Annotated in this window: 12 protein-coding genes; 4 read left to right on the top strand and 8 right to left on the bottom strand. The window is 37.7% G+C overall.

Annotated elements, in window-relative coordinates:
• Window positions 1–117 precede the first annotated feature (117 nt).
• From rny to mazG, 6 genes are all read right to left on the bottom strand, one after another.
• Window positions 118–1,647: a ribonuclease Y gene (rny, locus tag ACO4R2_RS07445; protein WP_311491129.1), complete on the bottom strand. Its 1,530-nt coding sequence runs from the start codon at window positions 1,645–1,647 to the stop codon at window positions 118–120.
• A gap of 98 nt (window positions 1,648–1,745) precedes the next feature.
• Window positions 1,746–2,057: a cell division protein ZapA gene (locus tag ACO4R2_RS07440; RefSeq protein WP_484769754.1), complete on the bottom strand. Its 312-nt coding sequence runs from the start codon at window positions 2,055–2,057 to the stop codon at window positions 1,746–1,748.
• A gap of 25 nt (window positions 2,058–2,082) precedes the next feature.
• Window positions 2,083–2,376, bottom strand: coding sequence for a hypothetical protein (locus ACO4R2_RS07435; RefSeq protein WP_311491131.1), 294 nt, complete (start codon window positions 2,374–2,376; stop codon window positions 2,083–2,085).
• A gap of 926 nt (window positions 2,377–3,302) precedes the next feature.
• Window positions 3,303–5,576 (bottom strand): GumC family protein, encoded by a 2,274-nt coding sequence (locus ACO4R2_RS07430; protein ID WP_484769753.1) that lies wholly within the window; start codon window positions 5,574–5,576, stop codon window positions 3,303–3,305.
• Between the two features lie 153 nt (window positions 5,577–5,729).
• On the bottom strand, window positions 5,730–7,727 hold the full coding sequence (locus ACO4R2_RS07425; RefSeq protein WP_484769752.1) for a family 20 glycosylhydrolase: 1,998 nt from the start codon (window positions 7,725–7,727) through the stop codon (window positions 5,730–5,732).
• Window positions 7,728–7,883: 156 nt separating this feature from the next.
• Complete coding sequence (mazG, locus tag ACO4R2_RS07420; protein ID WP_484769787.1) at window positions 7,884–8,681, bottom strand: nucleoside triphosphate pyrophosphohydrolase; 798 nt, start codon at window positions 8,679–8,681, stop codon at window positions 7,884–7,886.
• 159 nt (window positions 8,682–8,840) lie between these two features.
• Between mazG and ACO4R2_RS07415 the strand changes: the two genes are divergently transcribed.
• The 4 genes from ACO4R2_RS07415 (at window position 8,841) to ACO4R2_RS07400 (ending at window position 13,704) form a co-directional block, all read left to right on the top strand.
• Window positions 8,841–9,755 (top strand): ribonuclease Z, encoded by a 915-nt coding sequence (locus ACO4R2_RS07415; protein ID WP_484769786.1) that lies wholly within the window; start codon window positions 8,841–8,843, stop codon window positions 9,753–9,755.
• Window positions 9,756–9,853: 98 nt separating this feature from the next.
• Window positions 9,854–11,836: a fructose-1,6-bisphosphatase gene (locus ACO4R2_RS07410; protein WP_315090021.1), complete on the top strand. Its 1,983-nt coding sequence runs from the start codon at window positions 9,854–9,856 to the stop codon at window positions 11,834–11,836.
• The gene (locus ACO4R2_RS07405) at window positions 11,833–13,041 is read left to right on the top strand and encodes an L-serine ammonia-lyase, iron-sulfur-dependent, subunit alpha (RefSeq protein WP_484769751.1); all 1,209 of its coding nucleotides are present in this window, start codon (window positions 11,833–11,835) and stop codon (window positions 13,039–13,041) included. Before ACO4R2_RS07410 ends, ACO4R2_RS07405 begins: the two co-directional genes overlap by 4 nt.
• A gap of 105 nt (window positions 13,042–13,146) precedes the next feature.
• The gene (locus ACO4R2_RS07400; RefSeq protein ID WP_311491137.1) at window positions 13,147–13,704 is read left to right on the top strand and encodes a 30S ribosomal protein S16; all 558 of its coding nucleotides are present in this window, start codon (window positions 13,147–13,149) and stop codon (window positions 13,702–13,704) included.
• 319 nt (window positions 13,705–14,023) lie between these two features.
• Here the strand turns inward: ACO4R2_RS07400 and dapA are convergent, their stop codons facing one another.
• Window positions 14,024–14,914, bottom strand: coding sequence for a 4-hydroxy-tetrahydrodipicolinate synthase (dapA, locus tag ACO4R2_RS07395; protein WP_484769750.1), 891 nt, complete (start codon window positions 14,912–14,914; stop codon window positions 14,024–14,026).
• A gap of 57 nt (window positions 14,915–14,971) precedes the next feature.
• Window positions 14,972–16,981 (bottom strand): NAD-dependent DNA ligase LigA, encoded by a 2,010-nt coding sequence (ligA, locus tag ACO4R2_RS07390; RefSeq protein WP_484769749.1) that lies wholly within the window; start codon window positions 16,979–16,981, stop codon window positions 14,972–14,974.
• Window positions 16,982–17,024 lie beyond the last annotated feature (43 nt).

Below are 17,024 nucleotides of genomic sequence, written 5' to 3'. Positions count from 1 at the left end.
TACGTGTATATCAGTTTATTGCGGCGTTTAAATGCTTTTACTTTAAGCAATCTGCGCCCAAGGACCATTTGTTAAACTTGGTCAATTGGGCGCAGAAAGAATGTTGTGTTTTATATATTATTTCGCATAGCTTACAGAGCGTGTTTCACGGATGACTGTAATCTTTACTTGACCGGGATAGGTCATCTCGTCTTGAATTTTTTTCGCAATTTCACCGCTGAGTTCTTCTGTTTGTTTATCATCAATCTTATCAGCTCCAACGATGACACGCAATTCACGGCCAGCTTGTATAGCGTAAGTTTTAGTAACGCCAGGATAGCTCATTGCGATGTTTTCTAAATCGTTAAGACGTTTTATGTACGCTTCAACGATTTCGCGGCGTGCTCCAGGACGAGCTCCACTGATGGCATCGCATACCTGAACGATAGGAGCTAAGAGTGTGGTCATCTCCATCTCATCATGGTGTGCTCCTATTGCATTCACAATTTCTGGTTTTTCCTTAAATTTCTCTGCAAGTTTAGCACCATACAAGGCGTGGGGGAGTTCGCTTTCTTCATCAGGAACCTTCCCTATATCGTGCAGTAAGCCTGCTCGTTTTGCTTTCTTGGGATTAAGTCCCAGTTCGCTTGCCATAACAGCACAAAGGTTTGCTGTTTCTCGAGCATGCTGTAACAAGTTTTGGCCATAGGAAGATCTATATTTCATTTTACCGATAATACGTATCAATTCGGGATGAAGACCATGGATTCCTAAATCAATTGCAGTACGTTTACCTGTTTCAATGACTTCTTCTTCTACTTGTTTCTTCACTTTTGCCACAACTTCTTCAATACGTGCAGGGTGAATACGCCCGTCAGAAATGAGTTGGTGCAGAGCTAATCGGCATACTTCTCGACGAACAGGATCGAAAGCGCTAATCACAATGGCTTCAGGAGTATCATCAACAACGATTTCAACGCCAGTAGCAGCTTCTAAAGCTCTGATATTGCGACCTTCTCGGCCAATGATTCGACCCTTGACTTCATCATTATCAATATGGAACACTGTGACACTATTTTCAATAGCCGTTTCTGTAGCGACACGTTGAATCGTCTGGATGACAATCCTTTTCGCTTCTTTATTAGCCGTCAACTTGGCATCGTCCATGATGTCATTGATATATTGCTGGGCATTTGTACGAGCCTCATCTTTTAACGACTCAACAAGGCGTGATTTGGCTTCTTCAGCACTTAGTCCACTGAGCTCTTCCAATTTAAGCTGTTCTTGCTTGTGCATACGGTCAAGCTCAATTTCACGATTGACTAAAGCTTTCTGTTGGCTTTCTAGTTTTTCTTTAGAATCATCCAGCTCTTTTTTCTTGCGATTGATCTCTTCTTGACGCTGGTTGAGGCCGAGTTCTCTTTGTTTTAGTTTGTTCTCAACTTGCTGAATTTTAGAGTTGCGCTGCTGCACTTCTTTTTCGAGTTCAGACTTTTTGTTTAAGAATTTTTCTTTAACTTCAAGAAGCTTCTTTTCTTTAACTACTTCTGCTTCGTGTTCTGCTTCCTCTAGACGTGTCTTGTACATTCCGTTTATCACATAGCGGAATAATCCGTATCCAATAGAGACACCTATGAGTAAGCCTACCAATGGTATGATAATATTCATAAAAAGTTTTGATATTTGGTTTTATTCTATTTGTTTTACTTTCTGTTATCTATTTTGAGATATTCCGAATATTTAATTTCTATCTTGGTGGAGAAATCTCAGAGATGTTCTTTCTCTTTTATGCTGTCTAGTTCTTCATCAATTTCTTTTGATATATCTTTTATGCTATCCAGTACAAAATCCATATCCTTTTGATGTCTAATGGAATGAACTACAAAATCGAGCAGTGTTATAGAGAGGTATGTCTCATAACTCTGTCCTCTAAACTTTTGTTCATAACGACCTAATTGTTCAGTAATTATTTTTGCAGCTTTTCGGAATACTTCTTCATCCTGACGCCTTATATTGATTTCGTGTTCTTGACGCCCAATCAGTATCCTAATAGTTAGCTTATCACTTACTTCATTCATTATTATAAGCAAACCTTTTACTGGGTTATATGTTTAGCATTGCAATGCATTTATCTACTTTATGCACTAGCTTGTCAATACGTCTCTTAGATTGAGCCAAATCCTCGTTGCTTATATTTATAATTCTTGCCGTCTTTAAAGCTTCGTAATTATCTTCTGATTTCTTTTGTGCGGCAGTTGCTATTTCGAGTGAATCTTTGAGTTGCTTGACCTCTTCGTGTAAATGCATGCTGTCCTCCTTCAATTGCTTAAATTCTAAGAGCAAATGACGGATGCGCGATTTAAAATCTTTAATTGCTTTTTCCTCTTCTAGGGTCATTGTTGAGATTTTATTCGGCTCATGCCTATATACGACAGAATTCTAAATTTAGAGTTTCGTAGGCAAAGATAACCACTAAATATGAGATTTGCAATAAATTAGAAGTATTAAATCTTTATATATGTCCTTGTCTAGTAGCTAAAGAAGCCTTTAAAAACTCTTGTCTTTATGAATCATATCCTTTTGGAAGATAATCCCTTATAGTTGCTTTCTTATTCCTTTATTGTCTAGTTATAGTATGAATGTTGATCCTTTTTTCTGAGAGTGAATGTATTCTTTTTTCTACTTTTGAGAAAGGAAACTTCGAATAATAGTAGTTATCAAAAAGAGTTTCTTATGTTTATATAGAAACCACCATCTTTCTCGTTTTAAAAAGTTTAATTGTGAATTTTATTTTTATTATATAATACCGAGATTATTGTGGAATTAAAAGTGCTATAAGATAATTTAATAACACAATAATAGTTTTCGCAAATAGCCTTATTGTATTATAGAGCAGAATAAGGCTATTTTCTGTTGTGTTACTCATTTTATGACCTTTTGTATGAGAACTGAGTACATGAATGGTGTGCTTGGATGGATATTTATTTATTTTGCGATTAATGGTATTTAGATATCCTTCTGATATTATTTTTCTAAACTTGTAATTAGCATATTTCTATACTCATAATTTTGATTGTTACAAAAGCTGATCTTCTTAGACCAAGAGAATAATTACTGTTAGATCTCAAAAGAATGTGGTATTTTTAGGTTTTAATAGTTTACATAACTATATCAATGATGTTGAGTTTTTTATTTCTATGTACATATGATGAGATAACAATTCTCTAAATGCTTAATTTTAAACATTTAGAGAATTGTTTGAGGGAAAGTGAGCGTATCTCTAGCTATGAGAGGTTACAAAGACCACAGTGAGATGTGAATATTTATTCATCGCTAGTTTGTCCGTAGTGCCCATAAGATCCATAGCCATAACCGCCATAGCCGTAAGAGTTGCCATAACGATAACTTCCGTATTTACCGCTAATGTAGTTAGAACCATTAAGGATAATTGCCATGTTATTATAGCTATTCTCCTTATATAATTTTTCAATTTCTGGAATAAGACGGCGATCCATGACACCAACGCGGACAACAAAAAGAGTTGCATCACAATGAGGCTTTATAATGGATGTGTCGGCAACAATTTCAATAGGTGGACAATCAAGATAGATGTAGTCATATATCTCTCTCATTTCTTTCATGAGCGCTGTTAATCGGCTAGACTGCAGAAGCTCAGTAGGATTAGGAGGAACAATGCCAGATGGTAGAACATCAACATTTTTGCCAAAGGCATCTTTAATGATGAGATCGTCTATATTGTCAGTGATGCCACTAAGATATGCACTGACCCCACTCTTTGTGCGTTGTGGAAGCATCTGAGACAAGGAACACCGACGAATATCCATATCTACGACAAGAACGCGATGATGATTGAGTGAAATGGTTTTAGCAAGATTGGCTGTAATAAAAGTCTTACCGGAACCTTGATTGAAGCTTGTCACCATAATTACTTGTGGCTTCTTACTTATTGTGCCATCAGTTTTGTTTGTGATAGCTCCTAAGAAGTAATGCAATTTAGTTCTTACAATGCGGAAAGACTCGTTTACCATATTACGATTTCCTTGCTCAATGACAATTTCACGCTGCTTGTGTTGTGTCTTTTGCCACCAATGGTTGCGAATATCCAAATTGGGAATCTCTCCAATGAACGGAATATTGAGAAAGTCAATATCCTTGCGCCCACGGACTGTCTGATTTAGGTATTCGCGTAGCCATAGTAGGAAACCTGGGATAACTAAACCGATAAATAGAGCGATCAATAGAATGCGACTTCTCTGCGGAGATGTGGGCGCATTGCTACCAAAGGGGGGTTGGATAATGCGGGTATTCCACGCTGTGTAGGTTTTTGAGAGTTCATTCTCTTCTCGTTTCTGAAGTAAATAAATGTAAAGACTTTGCTTAACATCCTGCTGACGCTTAACGCTTTGCAGGTCTTTCTCAAGTTTAGGATTGAGTGCAATTTTATTGTTGGTTTCTGCTTCAGAGCGTTGATAGTTTGCAATCTGTGACTTGATTTGTGCTATTGTATTTTGAACAGAGCGAAGAATAGCAGTTTTTAGTTGCATCAATTTTACATCACTCTTTTTTACTTCTGGATTTTGCTCGTTACTATTAGCTGCTATATCATTGCGCGTTAAGAGTAGCGTATTGTATGCTTCAATCTGAGATTCGATGTTTGCATTGCCTACTGTATTAAGAGGGAGTAATTGCTGCTTGGAACTATTATTACGTAGCGATTGTTCCAAGAATTGAGTCATACTCAGCTGATTCTGTAATTCGAGCGTATGCTTATAATTGTCATCAGACTGAGACATATACATAGTGGCTGAAGCTTGAACGTCGGGGGTTAGATTACGGCTTCGAATGCTTGCAATGTCTGAATCAACATTTCCTAGTTCTTTTGTTAGATTGCTAAGCCGCTCGTTTATAAACTCATTGGTTGATTCAGCCATACGATTTTTATCTTTCATCCAGTTATCATTGTATACACTGATGAGAGAACGGAGAATATCTTCAGCCCTTTCAGGGTTCTCGTCGTTTAGTGAAAGATCAATGATAGAAGATTCCTCATCGCTCTGGCCTACAGATAATCTGCTAGAATATATTGCTCCAACGGACTTTACATTGTACTTATGTACAGTAATTTCTTGTCCAATCCATTGGTTAGAAAAAGATGGGGTAAGTTCAATTTGTAAAGTGCCATAAGGACTCTTAAAGGTAGTTCCAATAAGAGCTGTAATGTCGTTGCCTTGGTTGAAATCGTAAAGTTTTACATGATTCTTATCTACAATTTTTAATTTGAACGTAAAGGTCTCTAGTTCGGATAGATTAGAGAAATGTAACATCACAGGAGCATCGTTATACAGAGGACGTTCACGCAAACGTTGAGGTACAGTCATCTGCAAATCCAAATGAAGGCGTCTAACAACCTCTACCATGTTTTCGGATGCACTGATTGTTTGAATTTCATTTCGAATATTAGTGTTTGCTGCCCCAATCCCTAAATACTGGAAATCCTTAACTGTGGAATATTTTGTGTTTTTATCATCCTTGATTAAGAGAGATGTATTACGAGTGTAAATGGGAGGTGTCGTCATAATTTTATATACAGCAACACTTAAACTCACAAGTACGGCAAATACAAACCAATACCAATGAGATAAAAAAAGGAGACTTAACTCTTCGAGTTTTATTCCACCTCTATTTTCCTGTTTGATTTCTTCTAATTCTTCAGCTTGCATATTCTTTTTTTAATGTGTTACAGATATTGTGAGATTACTTACTTTACTCTTGAAATTTCCAGTCTTTTGGAGAGGAAAGAAAAGTGTACGTTGATAGTATAGAGCATTCTTTTCAACGGGAGCATACACGGTGGGAATGAATTTTGCATCTGGCATGGTATTGAGCTTATTTTCTGGATATATAGCCCAAACCTTTTGTGCGCCAAGAGTCTCTTTGTGTTTACCATCAATATATAATTGTGTTTCTCGATTTGTCATAACGATACGAATGTTCACTTTTCCTTGTGTGGGCAAACGATAGTTAAAGCAATTGAGGTATCCATCACGTGAGAAACCTAACTTTCCCTCTTTAGGATCTGCCAAGTAAAATATTGAGTTATGGCTCTGAGTAAGTATTGTTCCGTTATCTTCTTTACAACAATCAATGTCTAAAGCAACAGTATTTCCATATCCTGCCTCAATCACGGGCAAGGCTAAAGATGTATTAGGATAAATACTGTTAAGTTTTAAAATTTCCTGAGGTAAACGTCCTAGCTCATTGACACCAGGTGCTTCCGATAGTTGCGTACGTAAAGAATCAAAACTAGCATAAGAAAAAGTAGTTTTTTGACCAGTCCAGCATTTCACGGATAGAGTTTGCAAAGCAGGGTAAAGGCGGTCATGGATATCCTTTGTCGAAATTCCATTACCATAGTGATCATTCCATATTGCAAACATACCTCCTCTAATGGCGGGATCCTGCTCTTTAAACTTCTTATTACCAATTTGGGCTGGAGTCCAATTATTGTACAAAAACTGGCAGTTAAGATAATCATAATAATATCCAGCAGCAGGTACAATATATACATAGCCATCGGGAATAGAAACTAATTCATAACCTTGTTTCTTCATTTCAGTGGGATCAGCATAACCATTATACCAAATATTCATTAAGACACCTTTACTTCTGACTTTAGTTTCTCCATTTGCATGAGTAAGAGCTCCCCACAGCATTGGCTGTTTGTTATATTTCTCAATAAGAGCAAGATAATGATCTGTAAAAGCGCGAAATTTTTCTACGACCTTTTTGTCTGCATTACTATATTCGTCTGTTCCTATATTTACGCGCGGTCCTCGGAACACAGGGTCTTTTCCCTCGAGGTATTCTTTGTAGAGTGCATCAAGAAACGTGTATGTTTTAGGATTAAAAAGATCTAGATGATCTTTTCCATAATTTTCTGATGCAATTTCAGGACGATAATGAGTAAAAGCTAAAGCATGTGCAGGAGCATCGATTTCTGGGATGATTTCAATATGATATTTTTCAGCAAGTTTCTGTAAATCACGGAATTCTTGCTTGGTGTAGCTTCCATCTTTAGCTGTGAGACCCGGATATGTTTCACATTCAAGTCGAAATGCAGCAGGGGTTTTATTCCAGTCATTTTCAAAATACTGACGAAACCCATTATCATTAAGATGAATTTGAAGCGTATTCATCTTATAGTAGGACATTATTTTGACTAAATTGCGTAGATAATCAATAGGAACAAACTTGCGAGCAACATCAATCATAAGTCCGCGCAATTTATATTGCGGTATATCTCGAGCTGTTCCTCTCTGTAATAGTCCATCTTGGTTTATCATTTGAAGGAGTGTTTGTGTTCCCCAAAAAAGACCAGTATTTGAGCTTGCCGATATGCATATAGTGTTGCTGATATTTAATTTATATCCTTCATCTCCTAAAGTTTTGTCGTCAATAACTTCAAGAATTATATCTCCATTTTTTTGTTTGCCTTTGGTTAGTATAAGTTGTTTGCCTGTAAGTAATTTGTATTGTTCAACTAATAGTCTAGCTGTTGATGCTAGTTGGCTAGAGCGTACAATCACTCTACCGCTCAGTGTTGAAGTTCCTTGGCTTGCGGTCCACTCTGTTAATTCTGGTATAACAAAAGGTTTTACAGGGGATTGCCCCTTCAAGATAGTTGCAAAAAGCAAAATGCCCGTTATCAAGGCTAAAAGTCTTTTCATGTAAAGAGAGATTTATATATCATTATATGTGTGGACAAAAATACGAACTTATTGTTAAATAGCAAAACTTATAAAATTTAGGAATAGAATAATGAGGAAAAGTACAAAATAAGTTGAAAACGGTGCTTTATGGCCGTTTTTATTATTGAAAAGATGCTACTCTCTTTGTTTGGCCTCCTCCCAAATACTGTTCATTTGACTAAGGGTAAGTTCTTTGAGTTGAATCCCTTTTTTAAGAGTTTGTTCTTCTAGGTAGTTAAATCTTTGTGTGAATTTCTGATTTGTGTACTCTAGCGCGTTATCTGGATTGATGTGATAGAGTCGCGCAGCATTGATAAGGCTAAATAAAATGTCCCCAAACTCTCGCGTTGCTTTTTCTTTGTCTTTGTTTTCTATCTCGGATTCAAACTCATGGATTTCTTCTTTCACTTTATCCCAAACTTGTGAACGCTTTTCCCAATCAAAACCTATCCCACGTGCTTTGTCTTGAATCCTATAAGCTTTTATAAGAGAAGGTAATGCTTTCGGAATGCCACTTAAAACAGTCTTATTTCCATCTTTCTCCATTGTCTTTAATTGCTCCCATTGTTCTGTGACTCCCTCTGCTGTGCTTATATCTGCCTTATCTCCTCCCTGCGGTGGGTATACGTGAGGATGTCGGAAGATAAGTTTATCGCAAAGTTGATTACAAACATCAGCTATGTCGAAAGCCCCCTCTTCGCTTCCTATTTTAGCATAAAAGACAATGTGTAGCAGAACATCTCCAAGTTCTTTACAAATATTTTTATCATCTCTATGTAAAAGAGCATCACACAATTCATACGTCTCCTCAATGGTATTAGAGCGCAAACTTTCATACGTTTGTTTTCGATCCCAAGGACACTTTTCTCTGAGTGTATCCATTACATCAAGCAGACGCCCAAAGGCTTCTAGTTTTTCTTTTTTACTATGCATCATTTATAATCTTTTGTTCGCAAAATTATGAATTTCCCTGGTAATAAGCCAATCAACTTAGAAGAGTCTTTGTTTGTGGACTTGCATTGTTTGTATAAAAATGTTTCTTTTATACAAATATTCAAGTTAATTTCGCACCCTATTACGGAGAGGAAGCGAATGGAAAAATTTGAAATTCATATATTAGGATGTGGTAGTGCTTTGCCAACATTGAGGCATCACCCTAGTTCTCAAGTAATAAACTTGCGAGAAAAACTTTTTATGATAGATTGTGGAGAAGGGACACAACTTCAATTTCGGAAGACTCGGTTGAAATTCTCTCATCTTAATACGATTTTTATTTCTCATACTCATGGCGATCATTGTCTTGGACTTATGGGGCTTATACAGACTTTTTCTATGTTGGGGCGGACAGCTCCTATTCACATATATGGGCCACAAGATTTAAAAGAATTTTTACAACCACAATTAGATTTCTATCAAAGGAGTATAAGTTTTCCTGTAAATATTCATTGTGTTAACTCTAAAAAGAATGAATTGATTTATGAGGATCGAAGTGTGGAAGTGTATACTATTCCTTTATCCCATCGAGTTCTATGTTGTGGTTATCTTTTCAAAGAAAAACGAGTTTTGCCACATATCCGTAGAGATATGATTGATTTTTATCAAATCCCTAATTATGCAATAAATAGTATAAAAGAAGGAGCAAATTGGATTCTGCCAGATGGTGAATGTGTAGACAATTCGAGATTAACGTTTCCTGGAGAAATTCCTAGAAGTTATGCTTATTGCTCTGATACATGCTACCTTCCTAATTTGGCTGGGGTGTTAACTGGAATAGATTTATTATACCATGAAGCAACCTTTTGTGAAGAGAATGTTGTACGCGCTCAAGAAGTGATGCATACCACTGCACGTCAAGCAGCTATGTTGGCTAAATCTGCAAAAGTTAGGAAGTTAATGATAGGACATTTCTCTGCTAGATATGAAAATGAGTCGATTCTATTACAAGAAGCTCAACAAGTTTTTCCGCGAACAATATTGGCAAATGAGGGCTTAGTTATTAATGTCTAATTAAAGAAGATTTTCATTTACTTTTCAAAGTGCTTCAATTTCTCTTCTTGCTATGCCGTTGAAAGAAAATACTTATTTTTGCATATAATAAAATAACTATGACGCATCCGAATTTAAAAAGTGTATTAGATTGTGAACGATACTTGCGCCTCCTGGCACGAGATTTTCCTACAATATCAAGTGTTACAACAGAAATTATAAACCTAGAGGCTATATTACATCTGCCAAAGCCTACCGAGCATTTTATGGCAGATCTCCATGGCGAGAACGAAGCATTTCAGCATGTTCTTCGTAACGCTTCAGGTAATATTAAAAGAAAAGTTCAAGAACTGTTTTCTAATTCATTGAGAGATAAAGATATGACAGACTTGTGTACTTTGATTTATTATCCTGAACAAAAATTGGAATTAGTAAAGCAAACAGATAAGAATATAAAAGATTATTATCAGACGACGCTTAACCAATTGATAGCTGTATGCCGTCGAGTTTCTTCGAAATATACACGTTCAAAGGTACGAAAAAGTTTGCCTTCAGAATTTACATATATAATAGAAGAACTCTTGCACGAATCAACCGAAGATCATAATAAGGAAGCGTATGTAAATGTTATTATTCAGACGATTATTGGTACAAAACGAGCCGATCAATTTATCATTGCTCTTTGTTACCTTATTCAGCGTATGGCTGTAGACCAATTGCATTTATTGGGTGATATTTTTGATAGAGGCCCAGGTGCTCATTTAATATTGAATACATTAGAAACTTATCATCATTGGGATATACAATGGGGGAATCATGATATTCTATGGATGGGAGCAGCTGCCGGAAATCCTGTATGTGTGGCTAGTGTGTTACGCTTGTCTTTGCGTTATGCAAATATGCAAACGTTAGAAGAAGGATATGCTATAAATCTTTTGCCACTTTCTACTTTTGCTATGGAGACTTATGCTGAGGATCCATGTGAGATTTTTATTCCTAAATTAGAAGATACAGGAAGAAATTTGAGTGAGAAAGAGGTTCATCTTTTAGCTCAGATGCATAAGGCAATAGCCATTATCCAGTTTAAATTAGAAGGTCAGTTATATGAGAAGTATCCTGACTGGGATATGAAAGATCGTGGAGTTTTGGCGAAGATTCATGATACGACAATCTCGCTTTATGGTAAGAGCTATGATTTATTAGATTCTGTTTTTCCAACATTGGATGAGTCTAATCCTTTTATGCTTACGGAAGAAGAACGTAGAGTTGTTGAGCGTCTTGTCCATAGTTTTATTATTAGTGATAAACTCCAGCGTCATGTTCAATGTCTTTTGTCTCATGGTTCTATGTGTGGGACCTATAATTCTAATCTACTATTCCACGCTTCTGTGCCACTTAATTCTGACGGTTCTCTACGGAAAGTAAATGTCTGTGGGACTAAAGTAAGTGGAAAAGAATTGATGACCCGTGTTGAACAAGAAATTCGTGCGGCTTTTGATGATGGACTTGATTCAGCAGAGCGGGAACAAGCCTGTGATTATTTTTGGTATTTATGGTGTGGTCCCAATAGTCCTCTATTTGATAAGTCAAAGATGGCAACTTTTGAACGCTATTTTGTTGCTGAGAAAGAAACGCATGAAGAAGAAAAAGGTTTTTATTATCGTCTTAGAGAACAAGCAGATGTTTGTGATAAATTAATGGATGCTTTTGGTGTAATAGGAAAGCATCGACATATTATAAACGGACACGTCCCCGTGAAAGTTGGTTCTGGAGAGAATCCAATTAAAGCAGATGGTCGTTTGATGGTAATAGATGGTGGTTTTGCTAAAGCTTATCATCATACGACAGGTATTGCTGGTTATACGCTTGTATATCATAGTCGCGGCTTTCAATTAGTTCAACATGCTCCATTCAAGAGTACCGAAGATGCAATAGCTAATGGTACAGACATAAAGAGTACCACTCAAATCGTTGAGATGATGGGACGTAGAGAAATGGTAAGTGATACAGATAAAGGAGAAGAACTGAGAGGACAAATTGTTGACCTCGAAAAATTGCTAATAGCTTACAGAAAAGGGATTATCAAAGAGAAAGAATCATGAAAAGTCTAAGAGAACTCTTTAGAACAGGGCAGGGACCTTCATCTTCGCATACTATGGGGCCCAGATTTGCAGCTGAAAAGTATTTATCTTTGCATCCAGAGGCACAAAGGTTTCGTGTCACTTTATACGGTTCACTTGCGGCAACAGGGCGTGGCCATTTAACAGATTATGCTATTCAACAGGTTTTTGGTGATACCTGTGAGATTATTTGGAGAGCTGATATTATGCCAAAGTTTCATCCAAACGGAATGATGTTTGAATGTGCTGGTGCTTTGGCTGAATTTGGTGATCCATGGACAGTTTATAGTATTGGAGGAGGGGCTCTGGCTGAAGAAGATAGTGATGCTTTAGAAACACCAGATGTTTACGAACTTAATCATCTTGGTGATATTAAACACTGGTGTGAACAGCGAGGCAAATCTTATTGGGAGTATGTAGAGCATTGTGAAGGTCCGCAGATTTGGAGCTATCTTGATAAAGTTTGGAAAACAATGGAAGCATCAGTAGAGCGAGGATTAGTTCATGAAGGTGTTCTTCCAGGTGTGTTGAAATTGCGTCGTAAGGCCCCCGATTATTTTATTAAAGCAATGGGGTATGGCACTAGCTTGCAAACACGCGGCCTTGTCTTTGCTTATGCATTGGCAGTGAGTGAAGAGAATGCAAGTGGTGGAGAGATTGTAACGGCTCCTACTTGTGGTAGCTGCGGTGTTGTTCCTGCAGTATTGTATCATATTGCTAAATCCCGTAAATTCCCAGAGCAACGCATTCTTCATGCCTTAGCCATTGCAGGATTAGTAGGTAATGTGGCAAAGAGCCTAGCAAGTATTAGTGGAGCAGAATGTGGCTGTCAAGCAGAAGTGGGAGTAGCCTGTGCTATGGCGGCAGCTGCAGCTAATTATATTTTCGGTGGAAGTCTGGCTAGCATAGAATATAGCGCAGAAATGGGATTAGAACATCATTTGGGTATGACATGTGATCCTATCTGTGGATTAGTGCAGATTCCTTGTATTGAGAGAAATGCTCATGCAGCAGCACGAGCATTAGATGCTAATATATATTCTACTTTTGCAGAAGGCATTCATCGTATTAGTTATGACAAATGCGTTGAAGTGATGAAAGAAACGGGGCATGATCTTCCTTCTGTTTATCGAGAGACGAGCGAAGGTGGACTCGCAAAAGAATATAGTCGTGGCATGGGAAGTTAAAATGTTCAGCAAAGGTATTGTCATATAAGGAAAAAGAATTAACTTTGCGCTCGCTATTACGAGTTAATGGCATATAATTCAAACCTAATAAAATATTTATTAAAAATGGCAACAAGAATTAGATTGCAGCGCCACGGCCGTAAGGGCTATGCTTTTTATAGCATTGTAGCTGCAGACGTAAGAGCACCACGTGATGGTAAGTTTATCGAAAAGATTGGTACTTTCAACCCTAATACCAATCCTGCCACGGTAGATTTGAATTTTGAACGTGCCCTTCATTGGGTAGAATGCGGTGCGCAACCTTCTGATACAGTTCGTCATATTCTTAGTGCAGAAGGTGTTATGTTGATGAAGCACCTCAATGTTGGTGTACGCAAAGGAGCTTTTGATGAAGCTGCTGCCAAGGCTAAGTTTGAGGCTTGGAAGGATGCTAAGGTAAAAAAGGCTGAAGCTGATAATACCAAGACTGCAGCAGAGAAGAAAGCTGCAGTTGCTGCACGCTTAGAAGCTGAAAAGAAAGTAAATGAGAAAATCGCTGAAAAAGTAGCTGAAAAGAAGGCTGCTGAAGCAGCTGCTAAGGCTGCTGCCGAAGCTGCCGCAACAGCTGAGTCTGCTGAAGAAGATACAGTAGCTGAGGCTACTGAAGCTCCTGCAGAAGCATAAATAAGATTTTTAATTCTAAAAGCTACCCTCTTTGAGGGTAGCTTTTTTATTATCCTATATTTCATTATCAAGGTCTTACTGAGAATATTTTAATTTGTTAAAGTCGATAATTTTCTCTATCTTATTTCTCTATGAAATTGAGAGGGTAGTTAGCGGTTGAGATAGGAGAGAATATGGGTATTACGGTGCTGGATATTGCTAAGTTAAAAAAGGCTCCCGAAGAGGCTTATACACCTTTGGAAGCACTTATAATATATGTAAAATAAGATGAGACGAGTAAAGACCTTTTTCTTATTTATTTTTATTCTTTGTCTTGACGCTATTCAGTCTTGAACTTTTCAGTAAAAAGTTTTATACGTTTTTCTATCTCTTCAGTTACAGGGACAAGTGGTAGGCGAAGTATATTTTCAGCCTTACCTAGAATGTTAAGGAGGCATTTGATTCCAGAAGGATTACCATTTATACTCATTAGTTTATAAAGTCCATTGAAACTACGGTGGAGTTTTAGAGCTTCTGTATATTCTTCTTTTTGTGCGTAATGAATCATATTGCCAAAGTCTTGGGGGTAGGCATTGCCTATAACAGAGATGACACCTTTTGCTCCAATAGTCATTAGCTCGAATGTTATAGAATCATCTCCACTTATTACATCAAATCCTTCTGGTGCATTGTCAACGATATCTTCAATTTGTTCAATCTTTCCGCTTGCTTCTTTTATGGCCACAACATTTTTACAATCTTGTGCAATGCGAAGTGTTGTTTGCGCAGTAAGATTAACTCCAGTTCTACCTGGAACATTGTAAAGAACAATGGGAAGTGGGCTTGCTTCACTTATAGCTTTGAAATGCTGATACAGTCCTTCTTGTGTTGGTTTATTATAGAATGGGCAGACAACAAGAATACCATCAAATCCAGAAAGATCTTCCGTTTTTAGGAAGTGGCAGACGTCTGAAGTATTATTGCTACCACATCCAAGGAGAAGAGGCACATCTTTTCCGGCAGTTTCTATTAGTGTTTCTCTAATAGCTATTTTTTCTGCATCACTAAGAGTCGGTGTCTCTGCAGTTGTTCCTAATACGCAGAGGAAGTCTGCACCTGCTACAAGCTGGTCACGTACTAAAGTGCGAAGGGTGTTCAACTCAACATGGCCTTCTTTGTCGAATGGTGTAGCTACGGCAATGCCAAAGCCGCGGAAAGGATTATGTCTCATAATATGACTCTTTCAATGAATTTATATGTTTGTAAATTGTGGTATGTACAACGCGCTTTAAGGCTTTTCTCCAATGATTTCTAAAAATTCTTCTTCTGTAATTAGTGGTATATTAAGAGTTTCTGCCTTCTGGCGTTTACTGATTCCCATTTTCTCTCCCATTAGTACGAAAGATGTATTTTTTGAGATGCTGCTGGCGTTTTTACCGCCGTGATTTTCGATGATTGTTTTATATTCTTCCCTGGAATGTTTGCTAAACGTCCCACTAATTACGACAGATTTGTCTTTAAGTTCTTCGCCTAACAATTCTATTTGCTCAATAGCCGTTTGGACTCCATGTCTTCTGAGTTCTTCTACTATGTCTTTGTTGCGCGGCTCCTTAAACCATGCAACAACACTTTGAGCAATAACAGGGCCTATACCTTCTACTTGTAGCATATCCTCCAATGTGGCAGATTCAATTGTTTCAATATTACCAAAGTGACGAGCAATAGTTTGAGCAATTACTTTCCCGACAAAACGAATGCCTAAAGCAAAGAGTACTCGCTCAAAAGGTTGTTGTTTGCTTTTCTCAATAGCCCCAACAATTTTTTGTGCGGAAATAAGTCGACTTTTATCAGCTCCTGCTAGGTCTGTAATCGTGAGTTTATATAAATCTGCCACAGTCCTAATAAGGCCGCGTTCAAAATAATCGTCAATAGTTTCCGGTCCCAACGAATCTATATTCATCGCATCGCGACTTATATAATGCTCAATCTTACCTTTTAGTTGCGGAGGACAAGCTGTATCGTTGGGACAATAGTGAGCGGCCTCACCTTCATAGCGAACTAGTGTCGTACCACATTCGGGACAGGTGGTTGCAAAATAGACTTTTTGTCCAAGGTCTGAAGTGCGTGCAGATTTATCCACATCAACAATTTGAGGGATAATCTCGCCAGCTTTTTCTACATAGACATAGTCGCCAAGGTGTAAATCAAGTTTAGATATTATATCAGCGTTATGAAGAGAAGCTCTTTTAACTATAGTTCCTGCTAATTGGACAGGTTCCATAATAGCCACAGGAGTTACAGCTCCTGTCCGACCTACTTGGTAGGTTACTTCTTTGAGTTTTGTACGTTCTCTTTCTGCTCGAAACTTATAGGCAATTGCCCATCTTGGTGTTTTAGCTGTAAAGCCTAATTGTTGTTGTTGTTTTAGAGAGTCTACTTTTAGAACTATACCGTCTGTTGCTACTGGGAGATTCTTGCGTTCAATATCCCAATAGTCTATAAAATCATAGATGTCTTCCAAAGAATGTACTAGTTTTGTATGCTCTGATACCTTAAAACCCCATCCTGCAGCCATTTTCATATTGGCATAATGGCTTGTTTGGGAAATTTCTGGGCCTAATAGATAATATAGGTAGGCGTCAAGCTTGCGCTTGGCTACAGTTTTAGAGTTCTTACTTTTAAGTGTTCCTGATGCAGCATTACGTGGATTAGCGAAAAGTGGCTCTTCATTTTTTGCACGCTCTTCATTAAGTGCTTCAAAACTCTTCCAAGGCATGAGAATTTCTCCCCTAATTTCAAATTCTTCGGGATAGTTTAAATGATTGGGAAGTCGAAGTGGAATACTTTGGATTGTGCGTACGTTGTCAGTGACATCATCTCCTTGAATTCCATCCCCTCGAGTAACAGCTCGGATCAGTTCCCCTTTTTCATACCATAAAGAAATGCTAAGTCCGTCAAATTTTAGTTCACAACAGATTTCAAAAGGCTCCCCATTGAGGTTCGTGCTTACTCTGTTATAAAAGTCTGCTACTTCTCCGCGATTGTAGGTGTTTCCTAGAGAAAGCATAGGGTAACGATGAATCACCTGCTTAAAATCATGGTTTAAATCAGAGCCTACGCGTTGAGTAGGGGAGTTGATATCAAACATGTCTGGATGCCGAGCTTCTAATCCTTGAAGTTCGTGCATTAAGCGATCGAACGTCTCATCGCCAATTTCTGGAGAATTCTTGACGTAGTATAAATAATTATGCCGATGTAGTTCCTTACGGAGAAAAGCAATTCTTTCTTCTTCACTCATAACAAAGGCAAAAATACGGAAAACTAGGAAAAAAGAACTACTT

It is taken from the genome of Alloprevotella sp. (assembly GCF_057240785.1).
Note: the sequence above shows the minus strand (reverse complement) of the source record. Positions and strands in the feature narration are given on the sequence as shown.

What these genes read in the sequence shown, in the direction of transcription:
- rny (WP_311491129.1), bottom strand. Translation starts at nt 1,647, where the DNA reads ATGAATATTATCATACCATTGGTAGGCTTACTCATAGGTGTCTCTATT.
- ACO4R2_RS07440 (WP_484769754.1), bottom strand. Translation starts at nt 2,057, where the DNA reads ATGAATGAAGTAAGTGATAAGCTAACTATTAGGATACTGATTGGGCGT.
- ACO4R2_RS07435 (WP_311491131.1), bottom strand. Translation starts at nt 2,376, where the DNA reads ATGACCCTAGAAGAGGAAAAAGCAATTAAAGATTTTAAATCGCGCATC.
- ACO4R2_RS07430 (WP_484769753.1), bottom strand. Translation starts at nt 5,576, where the DNA reads ATGACGACACCTCCCATTTACACTCGTAATACATCTCTCTTAATCAAG.
- ACO4R2_RS07425 (WP_484769752.1), bottom strand. Translation starts at nt 7,727, where the DNA reads ATGAAAAGACTTTTAGCCTTGATAACGGGCATTTTGCTTTTTGCAACT.
- mazG (WP_484769787.1), bottom strand. Translation starts at nt 8,681, where the DNA reads ATGCATAGTAAAAAAGAAAAACTAGAAGCCTTTGGGCGTCTGCTTGAT.
- ACO4R2_RS07415 (WP_484769786.1), top strand. Translation starts at nt 8,841, where the DNA reads ATGGAAAAATTTGAAATTCATATATTAGGATGTGGTAGTGCTTTGCCA.
- ACO4R2_RS07410 (WP_315090021.1), top strand. Translation starts at nt 9,854, where the DNA reads ATGACGCATCCGAATTTAAAAAGTGTATTAGATTGTGAACGATACTTG.
- ACO4R2_RS07405 (WP_484769751.1), top strand. Translation starts at nt 11,833, where the DNA reads ATGAAAAGTCTAAGAGAACTCTTTAGAACAGGGCAGGGACCTTCATCT.
- ACO4R2_RS07400 (WP_311491137.1), top strand. Translation starts at nt 13,147, where the DNA reads ATGGCAACAAGAATTAGATTGCAGCGCCACGGCCGTAAGGGCTATGCT.
- dapA (WP_484769750.1), bottom strand. Translation starts at nt 14,914, where the DNA reads ATGAGACATAATCCTTTCCGCGGCTTTGGCATTGCCGTAGCTACACCA.
- ligA (WP_484769749.1), bottom strand. Translation starts at nt 16,981, where the DNA reads ATGAGTGAAGAAGAAAGAATTGCTTTTCTCCGTAAGGAACTACATCGG.